The 18,684-nt window shown below is 72.4% G+C and carries 18 protein-coding genes; 6 read left to right on the top strand and 12 right to left on the bottom strand.

What is annotated here, in order from left to right; genetic code table 11:
• Window positions 1-73 precede the first annotated feature (73 nt).
• Entirely contained in the window at window positions 74-466 is a 393-nt protein-coding gene (locus Pta02_RS35295; RefSeq protein ID WP_203879358.1) for a RidA family protein, read from the top strand.
• Between the two features lie 32 nt (window positions 467-498).
• Here the strand turns inward: Pta02_RS35295 and Pta02_RS35290 are convergent, their stop codons facing one another.
• The 5 genes from Pta02_RS35290 to Pta02_RS35270 all read right to left on the bottom strand — a co-directional run bounded on the left by Pta02_RS35290 (window position 499) and on the right by Pta02_RS35270 (window position 5,716).
• On the bottom strand, window positions 499-1,947 hold the full coding sequence (locus Pta02_RS35290; protein ID WP_203879357.1) for an NADH-quinone oxidoreductase subunit NuoF family protein: 1,449 nt from the start codon (window positions 1,945-1,947) through the stop codon (window positions 499-501).
• Window positions 1,944-3,014 carry a hypothetical protein gene (locus Pta02_RS35285; protein WP_203879356.1) on the bottom strand — a complete coding sequence of 357 codons (1,071 nt, stop codon included), beginning with the start codon at window positions 3,012-3,014 and terminating at the stop codon, window positions 1,944-1,946. The genes Pta02_RS35290 and Pta02_RS35285 overlap by 4 nt, the downstream gene beginning before the upstream one ends.
• Window positions 3,015-3,088: 74 nt before the next feature.
• The gene (locus Pta02_RS35280) at window positions 3,089-4,513 is read right to left on the bottom strand and encodes a DUF1996 domain-containing protein (RefSeq protein WP_239131483.1); all 1,425 of its coding nucleotides are present in this window, start codon (window positions 4,511-4,513) and stop codon (window positions 3,089-3,091) included.
• 14 nt (window positions 4,514-4,527) lie between these two features.
• Window positions 4,528-5,184, bottom strand: a complete 657-nt coding sequence (locus tag Pta02_RS35275) for a DUF4142 domain-containing protein (protein WP_239131482.1) — start codon at window positions 5,182-5,184, stop codon at window positions 4,528-4,530.
• A gap of 13 nt (window positions 5,185-5,197) precedes the next feature.
• Window positions 5,198-5,716, bottom strand: coding sequence for a hypothetical protein (locus tag Pta02_RS35270; protein ID WP_203879355.1), 519 nt, complete (start codon window positions 5,714-5,716; stop codon window positions 5,198-5,200).
• Window positions 5,717-5,869: 153 nt separating this feature from the next.
• Between Pta02_RS35270 and Pta02_RS35265 the strand changes: the two genes are divergently transcribed.
• Window positions 5,870-6,424 carry a sigma-70 family RNA polymerase sigma factor gene (locus Pta02_RS35265; protein WP_239131481.1) on the top strand — a complete coding sequence of 185 codons (555 nt, stop codon included), beginning with the start codon at window positions 5,870-5,872 and terminating at the stop codon, window positions 6,422-6,424.
• Window positions 6,424-6,636 (top strand): zf-HC2 domain-containing protein, encoded by a 213-nt coding sequence (locus Pta02_RS35260; RefSeq protein ID WP_203879354.1) that lies wholly within the window; start codon window positions 6,424-6,426, stop codon window positions 6,634-6,636. Before Pta02_RS35265 ends, Pta02_RS35260 begins: the two co-directional genes overlap by 1 nt.
• Before the next feature lie 140 nt (window positions 6,637-6,776).
• On the opposite strand, the gene Pta02_RS35255 is transcribed toward Pta02_RS35260, so the two are convergent.
• The 6 genes from Pta02_RS35255 to Pta02_RS35230 all read right to left on the bottom strand — a co-directional run bounded on the left by Pta02_RS35255 (window position 6,777) and on the right by Pta02_RS35230 (window position 14,746).
• Window positions 6,777-7,595, bottom strand: coding sequence for an SDR family oxidoreductase (locus Pta02_RS35255; protein ID WP_203879353.1), 819 nt, complete (start codon window positions 7,593-7,595; stop codon window positions 6,777-6,779).
• 117 nt (window positions 7,596-7,712) lie between these two features.
• A complete protein-coding gene (locus tag Pta02_RS35250) occupies window positions 7,713-9,248 on the bottom strand; it encodes a nitrilase-related carbon-nitrogen hydrolase (RefSeq protein WP_203879352.1) in 1,536 nt (511 codons plus the stop codon).
• Window positions 9,249-9,366: 118 nt separating this feature from the next.
• Entirely contained in the window at window positions 9,367-10,032 is a 666-nt protein-coding gene (locus Pta02_RS35245) for a response regulator (RefSeq protein WP_203879351.1), read from the bottom strand.
• Window positions 10,007-11,308, bottom strand: coding sequence for a sensor histidine kinase (locus tag Pta02_RS35240; protein ID WP_203879350.1), 1,302 nt, complete (start codon window positions 11,306-11,308; stop codon window positions 10,007-10,009). Before Pta02_RS35240 ends, Pta02_RS35245 begins: the two co-directional genes overlap by 26 nt.
• 163 nt (window positions 11,309-11,471) lie before the next feature.
• Complete coding sequence (locus tag Pta02_RS35235; protein WP_203879349.1) at window positions 11,472-12,941, bottom strand: NAD(P)/FAD-dependent oxidoreductase; 1,470 nt, start codon at window positions 12,939-12,941, stop codon at window positions 11,472-11,474.
• Window positions 12,938-14,746, bottom strand: coding sequence for a hydroxysqualene dehydroxylase (locus Pta02_RS35230; protein WP_203879348.1), 1,809 nt, complete (start codon window positions 14,744-14,746; stop codon window positions 12,938-12,940). The genes Pta02_RS35235 and Pta02_RS35230 overlap by 4 nt, the downstream gene beginning before the upstream one ends.
• Before the next feature lie 121 nt (window positions 14,747-14,867).
• On the opposite strand from Pta02_RS35230, the gene Pta02_RS35225 reads away from it, so the two are divergent.
• Window positions 14,868-15,539: a TetR/AcrR family transcriptional regulator gene (locus Pta02_RS35225; RefSeq protein ID WP_203879347.1), complete on the top strand. Its 672-nt coding sequence runs from the start codon at window positions 14,868-14,870 to the stop codon at window positions 15,537-15,539.
• 42 nt (window positions 15,540-15,581) lie between these two features.
• On the opposite strand, the gene Pta02_RS35220 is transcribed toward Pta02_RS35225, so the two are convergent.
• Complete coding sequence (locus Pta02_RS35220) at window positions 15,582-16,523, bottom strand: hypothetical protein (protein ID WP_203879346.1); 942 nt, start codon at window positions 16,521-16,523, stop codon at window positions 15,582-15,584.
• Between the two features lie 165 nt (window positions 16,524-16,688).
• Between Pta02_RS35220 and Pta02_RS35215 the strand changes: the two genes are divergently transcribed.
• Together Pta02_RS35215 and Pta02_RS35210 are read left to right on the top strand one after the other, a co-directional pair.
• Complete coding sequence (locus tag Pta02_RS35215) at window positions 16,689-17,351, top strand: TetR/AcrR family transcriptional regulator (protein ID WP_239131480.1); 663 nt, start codon at window positions 16,689-16,691, stop codon at window positions 17,349-17,351.
• Between the two features lie 5 nt (window positions 17,352-17,356).
• Complete coding sequence (locus Pta02_RS35210; protein WP_239131479.1) at window positions 17,357-18,592, top strand: cytochrome P450; 1,236 nt, start codon at window positions 17,357-17,359, stop codon at window positions 18,590-18,592.
• Window positions 18,593-18,684: the final 92 nt, after the last annotated feature.

Here is an 18,684-nt window from a genome sequence, read left to right as displayed (position 1 = left end):
GGTCCCGCGGCCCCGCGCCGGTCCCGGGCGGCGGGGCCCGCCGTTCCCGATCCTGTGACCGGAAGGACCGCTCGTGAGCGCCGTCGATTTCCCCGTCCCCGCGACCAGCGGCTACAGCGCCGTCGCGAGCGTCGCCCCCGGCAGCCGGCTCGTCTGGACCTCGGGCCAGGTCCCGATCGCCCCGGACGGCACGGTGGCGCCCGCCGGCGACTGGGAGGCCCAGACGCGCCAGGTCATGGAGAACGTCGGGGCCGCGCTCGAGGCCGCCGGCGCGACCTGGGACGACGTGTTCAAGCTGACCATCTTCGTCGTCGACACCTCGGCGCTGCCCGTGGTGCGCGCCGTACGCGACGAGTTCGTCAACACCGCACGCCCCCCGGCCAGCTCGCTCGTGCAGGTCGCCGGTCTCTTCCGGCCGGACATCCTGATCGAGGTCGAGGCGGTCGCCGCCGTCTCCCCCGCCTGACCGCCGCCACCAGGCCATCGCTCCCCCTCCCATCAGCCCATCCTCAGCGCGAGCGCCGGGCACATCTCCACCGACCGGCGGGCCAGGCGCAGCAGCTGCGGCGGTACGGCCTCGCGGGAGAAGACCGGGAACCCGTGCTCGTCGAGCCTGACGAGATCGGGGGCGAGCTTGGCGCACAGGCCGTGACCCTGGCAGCGGGTCCAGTCGATGGTCAGCCGGATCTCGGGCTCCTTCTCCTTCTCGGGAAGGGGGAGGACCCCGGTGATCGGGCGCCCGCAGGTCCCGCGCAGCAGGTGCTCCTGAACGTCGTCGGGGAAGGCGGTCAGGGCCGACAGCACGAACTTGGACGTGCCGTCGGGGTGGAAGCACGCGCCCCTGCCCCGGACGGCGGCCGCCCTGCGGCGCAGCTCCTCCAGGGCGGCGGCCGACCCGTCGACGAGGTCGCCCATGGTGCGGGCGAGGTCCGGCAGGCCGAGCCGGCAGGGCCCGCACTGCCCGGACGACTCCGCGGCCAGATAACGCGCCACCCGGAGCGTCTCGCCCAGCGGGCAGGTCTCGTTCCCCAGCGGCACCATGATCCCCGCACCGAGGCTCCCGCCCGCGTCGGTGATGCCCTGCCGGGACACCGTGGCCAGGGCGGCGGCGTCCGGGTGGATCCACGCGCCGTGGTACCCGCCGATCAGCACGCCGTCGCCCGACGTCGCCCGGCAGGCGTCCATCACGGCGTACAGCGGCGTCCCCGCGGCCACCTCCACCACCGCCGGGTCGCCCGCCGCCCCGCCCACGGTGAGCAGGACCGTGCCGGGCTCGCGCGCGGTCCCGACGTCGGCGTAGCTCTCGGGTCCCAGGGTGGCGAGCACCGCGAGCTGGGCGAAGGTCTCGGCGTTGGACAGCAGGGTGGGGCGGCCGTCCACGCCGCTGTCGCTGGTCCTGGTCTTGCGGCCCGAGGGCCCGCCGCCCTGCCCGTTCACCGCCCTGACCAGGGTGCTGCTCTCGCCGGAGATGAACCTCTCCTTGATCCCGACCACGCGGACCTGGTCGCCCGCGCCCCGCTCCTCGATCGCGGCGGCCACCGACGCCTCGCCGAGCCCGCCGGCGGCGGTCGCGACCACGATCTTGCGCGCGCCGAGCGCGCCGGCGGCGATCAGGGCGCCCTCGATGACCAGGTGCGGGGTCCGGGTGAGCAGCATCGCGTCCTTGCTGCTGGCCGGCTCGCCCTCGGCCCCGTTGACCAGGACGACCGGTTCCGTGCGGTTGGCGCTCACCGCGCGGACCTTGCGGGCGAAGGGGAAGGCCGCGCCGCCCCTGCCCCGCAGGTCCACCGAGTCGGCCAGTTCGGCGAGCTCCTGGGCGTTCATCCGCGGCCCCGTGCCGTGCATGGCCCGGTGGGCGGACAGGTTCATCCTCCGGGTCTCGTCCAGTCCCGCGGTGAGCCTGGCCGGTCCCAGCCGCTTGATCGAGGGAACTCTGTAGGGAATCATCCGATCCCTCCTATCCGGCGGACGTCCGCCAGGCTCTCCGTTCCGTTCTCTGTCACATCGTCGGGCGCGACCCTGATCCGTGCCGCGTCGTCGGGCACGACCCTGATCTGCGCCACGTCGTCCGGCACGATCTGGATCTCTCCCGTGTCGTTGGGCACGATCCGGATGCCGCGCTCCCGGCGCGGGACCCGGCCGACGATGCTCGTGGGCGTGTTCGCGCCCCCGCTCGCGGGTGCGGCCAGGTCGTCGGTCCCGGTGCGCGCCGCCACGACCTCGACGGGCCGTCTGAGGTCCTCGGGCCGCTCGGCCGCGACGATCCGCTCGGCCGCGGTCTCGGCGAAGGTCGGCGCCTGCCTGGGCCGCAGGGTGCTGGCCACCCTGATCAGCAGCGCCACGCCGACCGCGACCAGGCAGAGCACATAGCTCCAGGTCACCCACGAGGCGGGCGACCGGCCCGCGCCCAGTCCGTGCATGATCGCCGGAGGCCACGCCAGGTAGGCGGATCCGTGCAGGATCCGCCAGACCCACGGCCTGCCGCTGTCGGCGAAGCCGGCGCGGGCGATCCCCGTGGCGAAGATCAGGATCATCACGTCGGAGGCGAAGGTGCCCAGCCCCAGCACCACGGTGGTTCCGGGCATCGGCACCACGGCGGCCACGGCCGGGGCCCGCCCCTCCGAGATCTTCATCAGTATGTGGGTCGCCAGGAACGCCATGCCGACCATCGCCGTCGCCCGGTGCAGGAGCTGGGTCCTGACCCTGCCCATGGCGGGCAGCACGACCCGGTCCGCGGACAGCAATCCGAGCGCGACGGTGGCCGTCAGCGAGACGAGCGCGAAAACGCCGGCGAAGAAGGAGAGGAACCCCCACAGCCTCCCGGTCATCTGCGCGCCCGCCTCGGTCCTGGTCAGCATCAGCAGCCCGACCGTGGCCACGGTGATCCCCGCTCCGACCGCGATCCGGGTGAGCCGCCGGTCGAGGTGGGACACGGGCTCCTGACGGGAGTGCCGTGCCTGGCCGCGTCCGGGTCTCTCCGTCTCGCGCGGGGTGTTGTCCATGGTGTTGCGCACAAAGCCTCCTCGTCGTCCAAGCGGAGAGGGTGCCGCTCAGGATGGAGAAGACGGCGTCGGTGGAGAAGACGGCGTCAGCAGCGACGGCCTCGGTTGATGCAGTCCACCGCGAAGCGCATGAGCCTGTCGGGCATCACGTTCGCGAAGTCCGCGTGGTCGGTCACCGGATTGTGGAGCTGCTCGGGGAAGGCGTCGACGGCGAAGGAGGCCGTACGCGGCACGGAGTAGGCCAGGGTCATCCGCAGCTGCGGGATGGGCCGCGTGCCGGCCGGGCAGGCGCCGTTCCCGTCGGGGAACAGCACGTGGGTGCGGTGGTTGGCGCTGTCGGTGTTCTGGCCGTCCCAGCAGCTCGGGAAGTCCAGGATCCGCATGAGCAGGCTGCCCCGGGGGCAGAGCGGATACTTGTCGGTCAGCACCCGGTTGGTGAACCCGCTGCAGGTCCACTGGGCCCTGGCGTTGGCGCCGCCGTTGGTCGCGGCCTTGGCGTCACCGGTGATCAGCCGCAGGAACCGCGGCATCGCGGTCACCCTGGCCACCGGGTTGCCCCGGAACTGCATGGTCGCCACCCGGGGCGTCAGGATCTGCCCGACGTTCCCGTCCGCGTCCTGGGTGTTGACGTCGGCCGTACGGTCCCTCATGACGGGCCAGAAGTAGGTCGAGCGGTCACCGAAGGCGCACGTGGTCCCCGCCGCGGCCAGGCTGGCGTCGGTGGAGAAGCCGTCGGTGGACAGGTTGCCGACGTAGTCGTGCACGTGGTGGGCGCCGTTGCTCACGCCCGGCGCGACGATGAAGTTGTCGGAGTTGCGGTGGCCGTTCTGGTTCCTGCCGCACCGCGAGACGAAGGCGCCCCTGGAGCCGCCGCGCTGGAAGCGGGGCGTCTGGACGTTCGGCTGCACCTGACGGATGTCGACGAAGTCCTGCGGGAACGGGCCGAGGTCGGCGCACGCCTCTTCCTCGCCCTGCTCGTCCTGACCCTGACCCTGCTGGTCCTGGTTCTGGTCCTGCTCACCGGGGTCCTGCGGCGCCGGGTCCTGCTGGTTCTGACCTTGCCGGCCCTGCTGGTTCTGCTGACCCTGCTGGTCCTGGTTCTGCTGACCCTGCTGATCCTGCTGGTTCTGGTTCTGGTTCTGGTTCTGGCCCTGCTGATCCTGCTGGTTCTGCTGGTTCTGCTGGTTCTGGTTCTGGTTCTGGCCCTGCTGGTTCTGGTCCTGCGCCTGCTGGTCCTGGCCCTGGCCCTGCTGATCCTGTTGGTTCTGGTCCTGCTGGTTCTGGTTCTGCTGCTGACCCTGATCCTGGCCCTGCTGATCTTGCTGGTTCTGCTGGTTCTGCTGGTTCTGGTCCTGCTGGTTCTGGTCCTGCTGTCGGTTTTGCTGTTGGTTCTGCTGCCCCTGCTCAGCGGGGTCGCAGTGGTCGGCGGCAGCGGGGCCCGCTCCGCTCAGGACTCCGGCGACCAGGGTGAAAGCGATCACCGGGGTGTACAGCCGTTTCATCCGTTTCATGGATCTGTCTCTCCTCACTGTGGCGCGGGCGGTTCGGGAAGGGTCGTGTAGTCGACGAGACCCGTGCTCTCCAGCAGGGTCATGTGCTTCATGACCACCTCCACCGCCCGCTGGGCGAAGGATCGGACGAGGTCGTTCCGCGTGCCGGCGCGTACGGCGGCGACCACGTTGAAGACCTTGCCGTGGGCCTGACGGAGCCGGGCGGCGAAGACGCGGTCGTAGTCGGCGCCGGACTTGGACGACAGTTCGGCCATCCAGCGCCGCTGGTCGGCGCTCGCCTGGTCGGGCAGCTTCACGTCCAGCTGGGCCGCGACCGAGCGGACCTGCACGTCGAGCTTCTGGTGGTCGGTCACCAGGTGCATGCCGACCTCCTTGACCCGCTTGCTACCGGCCCGCTGCTGGGCCTGCCGGCCCGTGGGGATCTCCCACAGACCGGCCTGGCGGACCTTGACCAGGAAGTCCCGGTCGGCCGGGCTGAGCGGGCCGTACTGGGTCTGGGTCCAGCCCTGGGGGGTGGCCGCCTGCGAGGCGGGCAGCCCTCCGGACGGGGTGATCAGTACGACCGCCAGGCCGGCTACCGCCAGGAACGTCCCGAACAGCAGCAGCTCTCCGTTGCCGACACGGCCGAGCAGCGATCTGCGCATCGCCCGTCCCGGCAGTGATCTGCGCATCGTCCGTCCCGGTTCAGTAACCGTCCGGAGCCTGCGGTTCCGCACCATCCGGTGCCTGCGCCTTTCTGCCGTCCGGGGCGCTCGCGAACCAGGCGCCTCCCGCACCGTGGCCCTTGACGTCCCCGGGAATCTGATCTCCGGAGAATCGGTAGAGTGGCCAGCCACCCAGGGTGACCTGAACGGTGCCGTCCGAGCGTTCGGTCGTGCCGACGAGGCTCTCGTCGATGCCCTCGACCATGACCTGGTCGGGGGTGGTGACGGGCGGCCACTCGGCCGCGCACTTCTCGTCGCAGTTGGACACCGACGGCTCGTCCCTGTCGAAGCGGTAGAGCGTGCGGCCCTCGGCGTCGAGGACGGTGCCGAGGTCCGACGCCTGGAGGAAGGCGTGGCCCTCGTGCTCCTTCACCGCTTCGGAGGTGGCGTAGGCCTGGCCGGAGGAGTTCTGGGCGGAGGTGGCGTCCATGCCGCATCCGGTCAGGGTGACGAGGGCGAAAACGGTCCCGGCCAGCCAGGGGGCGTACCGTACTGCCATGATCGTTCCTTTTCCCAAGAGCCCGCAGGTGCGGGCGCACTTGGTGGGAGGTACGCGCCCATCTCAGAGGTGGTTCACCACAAGTTCGGAGATAGTTAGAAATAACTGGAGTTGCGAGAGTTGCACACGGGACCATAACGATGGTGTAAAGATGTGCTCGTGCCTCGTCATCTCGACAGCCGGTACGAGAGCGCGGAAACCGACGATGATGATGTCCTGATAGAGGTTCTCTACCAGGAGTTCGGTGCTCCTCTGCTCCGGCATGTACGCAAGGCCACCGGCAACGATCTGCAGTGGGCCGAGGACGTCGTCCAGGAGACGATCGTCCGGGCCTGGCGAAACGCGGGGAGATTGCACCGGGAACCAGGCCTTTTGTGGGCCTGGTTGCTCACAGTCGCCCGCCGCATCGTCATCGACGGCCGCCGCCGTAGGGGGGCTCGACCTCAGGAGGTCGAGCCCGCCGACGCGGACGCCATATCCGTCCCCGACGGATCAGAACAGGCTCTGGAGGCGATGCTCGTCGCTGAGGCTCTTCGCGATCTGTCCGAAGAACATCGTGAAGTCATCGAGCACACTTACCTACGGGACCGTACGATTAGTGAGGCGGCGGAGATCCTCGGGATCCCGCCCGGCACGGTCAAGTCCCGGCTTTACTACGGGATCCGGGCTCTCCGGAGGATCCTGAAGGAGAGAGGTGTGGCGAGCTGATGTCCCCCTCCTCACGCGACGTGCATGAAGACGTGGCGGCGTACGCCCTCGGCGTGCTCGACGAAGCCGACCACGAGGCGTTCGAAAGCCATCTCATGTCGTGTGAGGCGTGCCAGGTCGAGCTCCGGGAACTGAGCGAGGTTCCCGGCCTGCTCGACGCGGTGCGGCGGGACCGATCCAACTCCCTCGACGACGACCGGACCTCGCGCTGAGGCCTCGCACCGAGACCTCCGGCTGAGATTCCGGGCCGAGGTTCCGGACCGTGGTTCCGGACCGTGGTTCCGGACCGTGGTTCCGGGCCGCACCCGGCCCCGCCGCGCAGCCGCCCGGACGGCGGCCCGCCGCGCCCCGCTCAGCCCTCGCGCCACTCCCCGGAGGTGAGGGCGCCGGCCGCCTGCGGACCCATGAGGACCAACCCTCCGTCCACGAACAGGGAGGCCCCGGTGACATACGACGAGGTCGGGCCCGCCAGGAACGCCACGGCGGCGGCGACCTCGCGGGCGTCGCCGGGCCGGGCGATCGGATAGCCGGGACGGCTGCCGGGCTTCGGCGGCTGGTCCTCCTGGCCCGTCATCGGGGTGGCGATCTCGCCCGGAGCGACGGTGTTCACCGTGATCCCGTGCGGCGCCAGCTCCAGCGCCAGCACCCGGCTGAGCATCCGCAGGCCTCCCTTGGCCGCGCAGTACGGCCCCGCCCCGACTCGCGGATACTGCTCGTGGACGCTCGTCACGTTGACGATGCGCCCTCCCCTGCCGGCGTCGACCATGCGCCGCGCCGCCCGCTGGGCGCACAGGAAGGCGCCGTCGAGGTCCACCGACACCACCGACCGCCACTCCGTGAAGTCCATCTCCAGCAACGGGCGGCTGCTGCCCGTCCCGGCGTTGTTGACCAGGACGCCGAGCCCGCCCAGTTCCCCGGCCAGCTCGTCCACCACCAGACTGGCCCGCTCGGGATCGGTCAGGTCATGGCGGCGTACGGCCGCGGCCCGGCCGTGGCCGCGCACCAGCTCGGCGGTCTCCTCGGCGCCGGACTCGTCGGTGTGGAAGGTGATCCCCACGTCGAAGCCCTGCTCGGCCAGGGCCACCGCGCTGGCCTTGCCGATGCCGGAGTCCGCCCCGGTGACGATCGCGATCCGGTCGTATCCGGAGTCGGAGATCGGTGCCTCGCTCATGCTCGTCCTCTCCCGAAGGATCCCTCGCCCGGCGGGGACTCCCCCGCGGCCCCGTCAGGCCCGGACCCCTGTCCGTCCCGGCCCGCGACGAGCGGGTATTACCCGTGCCCGCGGCCGTCATGCGATCCCCGGGGACGCGCGGCGCCGGTCCCGTCTTGCCCGGAGCGCCCATCCGGCGAGGGCCGCGGTCCCGGCCAGGCAGGACCAGGCGAACCAGTCGCCCCAGCCGGTGTAGAGGGTGCCGGTTCCGCCGACCGGGACGGCCGCCGTGACGGTCACGATGTCGCGGCCCCCGGTCGCCCGCTCGGCGAGGACGCGCCCGTACGGGTCGCTGACCGTCAGGTTGCCGTCCGCCCCGGTGCGCACGACGGCGAAGCCGTTCTCCACGCCGCGCGTCACCGCGATCCGGGAGTGCTGCCAGGCGTCGAGCTCGAAGTCCAGGGAGGGCACGAGCATGACCGCGGCCCCGCTCCGCCGGTTCTCCCTGGCCAGGGCGGGGAAGTCCAGGTCCTTGCAGATCGCCACCCCCGTGTCGCCGAGGACGAGGGTCCGCTCGCCCGGCTCGTACGGCTCGACGCCGGGCACCATGTGCCGTTTGCGGTAGACCTCCGGCTCTCCCCCTCCGGCGGGGAAGAGCATGGCCGTGTTGTGGCCGGCGTCGGTGACGATCACTCCGGCGACGATGTCCATCCGGCGCTCGCGGGCCAGCGCGGCCAGCGGTCCGGTGATCTTCGGCAGGTCCGCCCCGTCGGTGACGAAGGCGGCCTCCGCCAGCACCGCCACGCCCGTCTCCCGGGGCAGGGCGCGCAGGCGCGCCAGCATGTCCCGGAGCTTCTCGGCTCCCCGGGGCGTGTCCACCGGGGCCCAGTCCCCGTGCAGCCCGGCGGCCAGCAGCGCCACGTTCCGGTGCGGGCCCGCGGGGGCGGCGAGCCGTACGGTCCCGTACCCCACCGCCGCGGCGAGCAGCGCCAGCGTCGTGAGGCCCACGCCCAGGCGCGCGCCTCCGCCCGTCCCCGGCGTGAGGATCGCGGCGACGGCCGCCGGGACCGCCATCAGCGTGAACGTGATGCCCCACACGCCGGTGAGCGAGGCGAGCTGGAACACCGGCAGCACCCCGGCCTGGGTGTAGGCCAGGCTCCACAGCGCCCCGTCCGGCCCGAGGACCGAGACCAGGTACTCCCCGCTCACCCACACCGCGGGCACGGACACCACGGCCGCGACCGGCCTGCCCCGCCGCAGCAGGGCCCGCAAGAGGAGCACGGCCGCGACCGCCAGCAGGGCCGGGACCACCACGCTGAGCAGCGCCACCGGCAGCGGGACCTCCAGCCGGTCCCGCTGCAGGCTCCACAGGTTCAGCCCACCGGCGCCCCAGGCCGCGAACGCCGCGACGGCCGCGACGGGCGCGGAGACCCGGGGCGCGAGCAGCAGCACCGGCAGGGGCGCCAGCCAGGTGAGCCACGGCAGCGGGGTCAGACCGGTGCCGGAGAACAACAGGACGGCGGTGGCGACAGTGGAGACGGCGGCGGCGGCGAGGACGACCGGCAGGCGCACGCCGGCGGGAGGAGACGGCACGGTGGGGCCGGAGGACTCGGGAGGGGACGGGGGCGGCGCGGTGTGGAGGGGGGATGCGTCGGGACCGGGCGGCGGGTGCATCGGAGCGTTCTCCTCACAGAGTGGACCTCAGGCCCGGGAGGGGCGCAGGGCCGGTACGGGCTTCGAATGCTGCCCGTGAGGAGCGCTCGGGGGATCGCCGCGAGGAGTGAACCCGCCCTCATTCCCAGGAGTGAGCCCCCGCCACGACGAGGCCCGACTCGTAGGCGAAGACCACCGCCTGCGCCCGGTCGCGCAACCCGAGCTTGGCCAGCAGGTTGCTGACGTGGGTCTTGACGGTGTGCTCGCTCACGTACAGCGCCGCGGCGATCTCGGCGTTGGACATCCCCCGCGCCACCCGCTCCAGCGTCTCCCGCTCCCGGGCGGTCAGCTCGCCGAGCCGGGCCTTCAGACCTGGTACGGCACCGCCCCGCCGTACCAGGTCGGAGATCAGCCGCCGCGTCACCGTCGGGGCCAGGAGCGCCTCCCCCGCGGCGACCACGCGGACGGCGGCGACCAGCTCGTCCCGGTGGGCGTCCTTCAGCAGGAAGCCGCTGGCTCCGGCCCGCAGCACGGCGTAGACGTACTCGTCGAGATCGAACATGGTCAGCGCCAGCACCCTGGCGTCGCTGCTCCGGCAGATCCGGGTCGTCGCCTCGATCCCGTCCATGCCCGGCATCCGGATGTCCATCAGCACCACATCGGGCCTGAGCTCCACCGCCTTGCGAACGGCCTCGGCGCCGTCGGCGGCCTCCCCGACCACGGTGACGCCGGGCTGGGCGTCGAGGATCAGGGAGAAGCCACCACGGAACAGGTCCTGGTCATCGACGACGAGCACGCGCACCATCGGCGCTCTCCTCCCGTCCACTCGGCGGCATCACGACGGCCGCGGACTGTTCCCGTCCGGCCGGGGTCCCGGTCGGTGACGTCCCGATCGGCAGGGTCGCGGTGACGGTGAACCCGCCGCCCGTTCCCTCGCCCCGTCCGGGATCGCCCCGTCCGGGATCGCCCCGTCCGGGATCGCCCTGTCCGAGGTCGCCTCGCCCCGGGCCCGTCCGCAGCACGCCCCCGCACGCCTCGACCCGCTCCCGCATACCGATCAGGCCGTGTCCCGCCACAGTCCCCTCCGGCCTCTCCGGGGCCGGGCCGCGACCGTCGTCGGTCACCTCGATCCACAGAGCATCCGGCGACCAGCGCAGCCGTACCCACGCGGTGGTGGCCCCCGCGTGCCGGAGCGTGTTCGTCAGCGACTCCTGGACGAGCCGGTAGACCGCCAGGTCGACATCGGCGGGCACCGGCCCGGCCTCGCCGAGGGACTCGACGACCACCTTCAGCCCGGTGCCCCGGACCTGCCCGGCCAGGCGCCCCAGCTCACCGAGCCCCGGCGGCGGCGCGTTTCCGCCGTGGCTCCAGCCCTCACGCGTGCCGCCCATGACTCCGTCACCGTCACCCGACCGCAGCGCACCCAGGACACGGCGGAGCTGGCCGACCGCCTCCCGCCCGGTCCGCCCGATCGCCTCGAAGGCGGCCTCGGCCCGGTCCGGGTCGGCCCGCACCACCAGCGAGCCCGCGTCCGCCTGGACGACCATGATGCCGACCGAATGAGTCAGGACGTCGTGCATGTCGCGCGCGATGCGCATGCGCTCCTGCGCGGCGACCGCCGCCCGCTCCTCCTCCAGCCGGCGGGCGCGCTCCTCCAACGCGGTGATCTCCGCTCTGCGCGCCCGCACTCCGGTCCCCAGCGCCCAGGCGGCGGCGAAGGCCATGCCCACGTACCCGAAGGACTCCGGCGACTCACCCGGCGCCACGAGGGACACCACCAGCAGCACCGCGCCGGCGGCCCCGCTCAGCAGGCGCACCCGCCGCGCGCTGAGCGCCGCCACCGTGTACACCCCCACCAGCGCGCCGTACGGCAGCGGCGGCAGCGCGTGGGCCATCGCGAGCCCGGTCGTCGCCGCGCACACCGCCGAGGCGGCCAGGACGGGCGCCCTCCTCCGCCACAGCAGCGGAACCGACGCCCCCAGGGCCAGCACCACCACCCCCGGCCCTCCACCGGCCCACCGCACCCCGGACCAGAGCGTGGCGACGGCCACCGTGATGACGATCACGGCGTCGACGGCCACCGGCGAAACCCCCCGGAACCCGGCGGCCCACCCTCGCACGGACGTGGTCCTCCGCACCGGCACGATCGAGGGGATCGGCAACGCGCACCTCCTGAGGCGGGATCCGCCCCCAGTATCCGATGACCGCCCGGCCTTCCGTCCGGCGGACCGGTCGTCGAACCCCTCACCGGTCCGCCGGGAACCCCTCCGGGGAACCGGCCTCCGGCGGGCCCCGCAGGGGACCGGCCGGGGAGGTGCCGTTCAGGAGGCGGGCCGTCGTGTGTCGTTCGGAGCGGAGTTCCCGGATCGTCACGCCCACGTAGCGGAGCAGGCCGTACCGGTCGGTGCCCGGCCGCAGCAGCGCGCGTGCGGTCCAGCCGGCCAGGCGGCGGAGGGTGAGCGCCTGGCCCGGCCGCACGGTCCGGGAGTAGACGTCCAGGAAGGCGGTCATCAGGGCCGGGTCGGCGCGCAGGGCGCGGTGCATCTCCACATCCAGCGGGCCGACCGGGTCGGCGCGGCCCATGCGGGCGGTCCAGTGGAAGGTCTCCAGGCACTCGCGGTCGCGGCGGCGCTGCCACGCGGCGACCGCCCGGTCCACCGCCGCGTCGTCCGCCCCCGCCCCGATCGCCTCCGCCAGCGTCTCCCCCAGCAGGCGGCCGAAGCGTACGGCGTCGCGGATGCCCTGGGCGGTGACGGGGTCCTTGAAGTGGCCGGAGTCCCCGGCCAGGGCCCAGCCGGGTCCAGCCGACCGGCGGAAGAAGGACTCCAGGTGCGCGGCGCCGAAGACCTTCGAGCGCCGGGTGCACCCGGCCAGCCGGGCGTGCAGGCCGGGCAGGAGTTCGGCGATGGTCCGGTCGTACTCGCGCCCGGGATCGCCCCGGAAGTCCCCGGCCCGGGAGTCGGGCGGCATCAGCAGGACCAGGGTGAGGTCCCCGTCGCAGGGGAAGGCGGTGCCGAGTTCCCTGCCCTGCCGCCACTGCGCGGCGACCGGGCGCAGCTCCGGATGGGGGTCGTCGAAGTAGGCGTAGTAACAGGCCCGCCCGTCCGGACCGGACAGGTACGGCGGGCCCGCACCGGCGAGCCGGGCCACGGTGGAGCGCCGCCCGTCCGCCCCGACGACCACCGGGGAGTGGATCTCGTAGGTCCGCCCGTCCCGCTCACGGACGACGACCCCGGTGACCCTGCCGTCCCGGTCGCTCCCGTCACCTTTATCGCTCCCGTCACCTTTATCGCTCCCGCCTCCCCCGCCGCCCGCGCGGAGCAGGCCGACCACCCGCGCCCCCTCGCGCACCTCCGCGCCCGCCTCCCGGGCGGTCTCGACGAGCGCGAGGTCCAGCCCGGTACGGCGCACGCACATGGCGTAGTCGACGCCGCCGACCGGGCTGTAGCGGCCGGACGCCGTGATGCCGGGGACGGCCACGGCCGCGACCGGGAGCCGGGGCGCCCCCAGGGCCTCGACCCGCTCCAGCGCCCCGATCCCGGCCAGCTCCGCCAGGCCGCCGGGCCAGAGCAGGTGGGTGGAGACCACCGGGGAGGGGAAGCGCGCGGAGTCGACCGCGATCACCTTCCGGCCCGCGCGGGCCAGGGCGACGGCCGTGGCCGACCCCGCGCATCTCGCGCCCACGATCACCGCGTCGGCGCGCTCCCCGTTCACGGCCACCGGGTGTCGAGGACGTCGAACTCGTTGGGCAGGCCGAGCCGGTAGCGCACCCTGTCGGTGTTCTTGAACGGCTCGAAGATCGGCGAGCGGTAGAGGCTGTGGACCCGGCAGCGGGAGGCCTCCGATCCGGCCGCGTCGAGCAGGGCGTTCACCGCCTGCCTGCCGCCCTGGTTGGCCCCCTCCATGGTGGTGACGTTGATCGGGGTGCGGACCCAGTCACCGGCGAGGAACAGGTTGGGGATCGCCGTCTTCGACTCCGGGCGGATCCGCCACGAGCCGGGGTGCTGGATGAACAGCGGCTCGTCGTTGGTCACGTTCGCGGTCCCGGAGCCGGTGATGGCCGGGTCGAGGAACCAGGAGTGCAGCATGTCGTCGGTCAGGACGGTCTTGCCGCCGTCGTTGAGGTGGGCCTTGATCTGCGCCCACGTCTCGGCGGCGACCTCCTGGGGCGTGCAGTCCCTGGCCTTCTTGCCGTTGACGTTCCCGGCCGTGAACCAGTCCGAGATGATCGTGGACAGGCAGTCCCGGACCGTGCCGTCGCCGTACGCGGCGAAGTCCCGGCTCCAGAACTGCGCCTGGCTGATGGAGGTGACCGCCCAGCCGGAGTCCATGTAGTTCACGTGGCCGGGGGTGAGCGGCAGTTCCTTCCTGAGGAAGAACATCAGGCCGTTCATCCAGTCCTGGCGGAGCTTGGCGATGTCGGCCAGCTTCGGGTCGGCGGCCACGAGGGCGGGGCTCATCAGCTTCGCCGCCTGCTCCGACGGCATGGAGACGATGAACCAGTCGGCGTCGACGGTCTGGGACGCGCCGCGCGGGTCGCGCGCCGTGGCGCCGGTGATCCTCCCGCCGGAGACGTTCAGCGCGTCGACCGTCCAGCCGACGTCGAACCGCACGCCCCGGCCGCCGAGATGGCTCACCCAGGGGTCGATCCACATCTCGTTGGTCGAGCCCGAAAGGACCCGGTCGACCGAACTGCCGGGCTCGTTGCCCAGGCCGAGGATGCTCCACACGGTCGCCTCGCCCACCAGGCCGATCGAGTGGGTGCTGGCGTCCTTGGACTTGGTGGCGGCCAGATTGCGGATCTGGCCGTCGGCGAGGAACTTGTTGTACTCGTCGGAGAACCGGTCGGACCGGATGAAGTCCGCCCAGGTGATGTCGTCCCACTGGCCGAGCCTGCGCTCGTCGCAGCTGGTGAAGTAGACGACGATCTTCTGGGCGAAGAAGGCGATCTCGACCGCCGAGAGCCTGCCGAGCGTCTGCAGCCCGGAGGTGATCGTGGAGAGCAGCGTCGCCGGGGAGTAGATCCGCGGGTTGGGCGGGAGCGGGAAGGGGAAGGGCGCGGTCAGGTCCGGACGGCCCTGCCGCGACATCATGTAGGACGTGGCGCGGGTGAGGTTGTCCCAGCAGCCGCCCGCGTTGCCGGGGAACGGCGTGCGCCGCATCGTGTCGGTCAGGTCGAAGTAGAAGCCGGGGAAGAAGCGGAACCCGTGCTCGCCCGGCAGGTCGGCCCGGCCGCCGGTGCCGGTGGCCGGCACCGGGATGCTGCGGGCCTTGCCGCCCAGCGCCTTGCGCTCGTAGACGGTGACCTCGAACCCCCGCTCGGCCAGTTCGTGGGCCGCCGACAGGCCCGCGACGCCGCCGCCCAGCACCGCGACCCGCCTGCCCGCCGCCCCGCTCCGCCCGCGCCCTGCCCGTTCTCGGGCCGCCCACGACGGCCTCGTGCCCCCGAGGATCCCGGCGGTCGCCGCCGCGCTCCCCGCGGCGATCCGGAGAAAGTCCCTGCGCGTCTCCTCACTCATCTCGCCTCCATGGCGTGAGGGGCTGTTGATGTGATTCGTAGCACGCTATTGACGGACCGCCAATAGTTTTTGGCGGTCCGCCAGTTTGCCTCCGGGCGGTACGGGGAAACAGGAGAGAATCATGGGTGTGGAACGCATGGACCCGGACGAGCGCCGGGGGCAGATCATCTCCCGCGCGCAGGTCCTCTTTCGGGAACGCCCGTACAGCGAGGTGTCCAACACCGAGATCGCCGCCGCCGCCGGGGTCAGCCGGGGGCTGCTCAACCACTACTTCGGCACCAAGCGGGAGCTCTACCTCGCCGCGGTGGCCGAGATGCTCAGCGTCCCCCCGGTGCCGGTGCCGGAGTACCTGCCGGGCGCGAGCGTGCGCGATCGCACCTGCCAGAGCGTCGAGGGCTGGCTGGAGCTGCTGGAACGCAACCGGGAGACCTGGCTGGCCGCCATCGGCATGGACGGTCCCGCCGATCCCGAGCTGGAGCGCCTGCTCGACGCCGCCCGCGACCGGCTGGTGGACCACATCGCCGAGGTCGTCGGGCTGGGGCCGTACGCCAGGGAGCACCCCGAGGTCCACGCGCTGCTGCGCGGCTTCAGCGGCATGGCGGAGGCGACGTCGCGGGAGTGGCTCAAGCGCGGGCGGCTCACCCGGCGCCAGGTCCACGTGTTCCTGGAGGAGACCCTGCTGCGGATCCTCACCGGCATCCTGCCCCGGGTCGTCGAGGACGACGGGAGCGGACACCACTGCGCCCACGCCGGCCGCACGACCACCGGAACGCCCTCACCGGACGTGCGATGACCGCGCCCCCCGATATCGCGGCACACGGAGAACGCGGAGTGCTCAGCCCAGGTTGAAGGCCACATCCGTCACCCGGACGGTCCGCACCTGCGGATCGTCGAGCAGGGCACGCAGATCGGCCAGCATCCAGGATTCGGCGACGAAGGCGTGCGCCACGCCCTTGCCCGCGGCTTCGGCCAATCCCGCCCGGGTCAGGGCCAGCTGCCGCAGGCCGGCCTCGTCCTCCGGGCGCAGCGCGGCGACCCAGGAGCGGAACGACGCCAGCGCCGCCTCCGGCTCCTTCTCGCACTCGTGCGACAGGCCGTCCGCCTCCGGGAACGGGTTCATGCCGACGTTCCAGCTGACCGCGTTCTCCACGTCCAGGCCGTTGCCGTGGCCGAAGGGCCGGTAGACGTAGGTGGTCATGCCGCAGCGCTCGTGCCGCCGGGTGAAGCCGACCAGCTGGGCCGCGGTCAGCGGGCGCTCGAACTCCACCAGCGCGACCGCGTTCATCGCGGCAGGCAAGGCGTCCAGGCGCTTTCGGGCCTGGCGCAGGGCCTTCTCCCGGCTCTGGTCGCGCTCACCGAGGGTCATCAGGCTCTGATCGAGCGCCGAGTCGCCGATGCTCAGGGCGGATCCGGCGTCGACCGTGCCGGAGGCGTCCCTGGTGACCTCGTAGGTGACACCTGGGCCGTGGATGTCCTCGGTGATGCCGTCACCGGCCGCCAGCGGCTCACCGGTCAGGCGCAGCCGGTCCGATCCGTCGTCGCCGTCGTTGCTGAAGCCGTGGAAGTCGTAGTCGGGGTTGGCGATCTGCACGGCGGTGTCCATCACCGCGGCGAATCGCTCGCCTGCCTGCTCCGGTCGACGACTGTCGGCGATCATGGAGAGCGCGACGGCGCCGAACATGAACAGCGACACGCTCAGGACGACGACCCGGGCCAGGGAGCGGATGACGAGCAGCCAGTCGGGCTCCCCCGGGGCATGGGGAGGAATTCTGATCACGGGCACGTCATACTCACAGGGCACCTAAAATCCGACAAATACCGACAAATACCGACAAATGGTATGTGGTGGCCTGTGTAGCCGCCTCCCCGCGCGCAGGCTCGTCGTCACGTGAACCAAACAATCGCTTGTGCATAGAGAGGGTCCGGACTAATGTCTGGACATGTGTCCGGAAAGTTGGTTGCAGAGCCCACCCGCCGGCGGCTGACCGAGCGTCAGGCGGACACCGTGCGGCGGCTGACCGAGGCGGCCGTGGAGGAGATCCGGGAGACCGGTTTCGACGGGCTGACCGTGCGCAACGTCGCCCGCCGGGCCGGGGTCGCGCCGGCGACGGCCTACACCTACTTCGCCTCCAAGAACCACCTCGTCACCGAGGTGTTCTGGCGGCGGCTGAGCGCCCTGCCACCGGTGGACAACCCGGTGGAGGCTCCCCCGGAGCCCTCGGCGGGCGCTCTCCCCGCGGGTTCACCCGGGACGGCGGCCCCGTTCCCGGCGGACACGACGGACACCGTGGCCGGGGCGCGTGAGCGCGTGGTCGCCGTGCTCCGCGAGATCAGCCTGCTGGTCTCGGACGAGCCCCGGCTCGCCGCGGCCTGCACGACCGCGATGCTCGGCACCGATCCGGACGTCCGGGAACTGCGCGCCCGCATCGGCCTGGCCATCCGCCGCCGCCTGCGGGCCGCGCTCGGCTCGCGGGCCGACCACCGCACGCTGAACGCACTGGAGTTCGCCTACGCGGGCGCGCTCCTCCATGCCGGGATGGGCTACACCTCCTACGGGGAGATGGCCGACCGCCTCGCCGACATCGCCGAGCTGATAGTGAGGTAGCCGCCGTGGACTCCTCCCTCCGGAGTACGCACGAGCAGAGCACGCACGAGCAGGTCGCGTACAACCCCTACGACTACGCGATGCACGAGGACCCCTATCCGACGTACGCGCGCCTGCGGGAGGAGGCACCGCTCTACCGCAACGACGAACTCGGGTTCTGGGCGCTGTCCCGGCACGCCGACGTGGCGGGCGCCTTCAGGGACCACGAGCGCCTCTCCAACGCCAACGGCGTCTCGATCGACCCGAGCGCCTGGGGTCCGCACGCCCGTCGCACGATGTCCTTCCTCGGCATGGACCCGCCCGGGCACACCCGGATGCGCTCGCTGGTCTCCAAGGGTTTCACCCCCCGCCGGGTCCGCGAGATGGAGGACGAGGTCCTGCGCCTGACCCGCCGCCATCTCGATCCCGCCCTGGAGAAGGGCGAGTTCGACTTCGTCGCCGACGTCGCGGGCAGGCTTCCGATGGACGTCGTCTGCGAGCTGATGGGCGTGCCGGAGGCCGACAGGGACGAGCTGCGGCGCCTGGCCGACCTGGTCGTCCATCGCGAGGAGGGTCTCAACGACGTCCCGCCCGCCGGGATGGAGGCCTCCCTGACCCTCGTCGGCTACTACCAGGACCTCGTGGCCGAGCGCCGCCGCAGGCCCGGCGCCGATCTCCCCTCCGCGCTGCTGACCGCCCGGGAGGGCCGTGACCGGCTGAGCGAGGAGGACGTCATCGCCTTCCTCTTCCTCATGGTGGTGGCGGGCAACGAGACCACCACCAAGCTGCTGGCCAACGCGCTCTACTGGGCCCGGCGCAGCCCCTCCCAGCTGGCCAAGCCCATGGAGGACCCGGCCCGGGTCGGCGACTGGGTGGAGGAGACGCTCCGCTACGACGCCTCCAGCCAGATGATCGCCAGAACCGTCGCCGAGGACATCGAGCTGCACGGCCGGGCGGTCCCGGCCGGCGACCGGCTGCTGCTGCTGATCGGCGCGGCCAACCGCGACCCCCGGGTCTTCCCCGCCCCGGACGTCTACGACCTCGACCGCGACACCTCCCAGATGGTCACCTTCGGCGGCGGGCGGCACTTCTGCCTGGGCGCCGGCCTGGCCCGGCTGGAGGCGCGCGTGGCGCTGACCGAGTTCGTCCGGCGGGTCCGGGACTACGAGGTGGACGAGGACGACGCCGTGCGCGTGCACTCGGTCAACGTCCGCGGCTTCGCCTCCCTGCCCGTCTCCGTCTCCCTCCGCACCCCCTCATGACCGCCCCGGACCGCACCCCGTCACGACCGCCCCGAACCGCGCCGCGAGCACGCCGGACCCCGGGCCCGTGATCGCACCCGGTCCTCCGCCCC

Source organism: Paraplanobispora takensis (assembly GCF_016863195.1).
Taxonomy (GTDB): Bacteria; Actinomycetota; Actinomycetes; order Streptosporangiales; family Streptosporangiaceae; genus Planobispora; species Planobispora takensis.
Note: the sequence above shows the minus strand (reverse complement) of the source record. Positions and strands in the feature narration are given on the sequence as shown.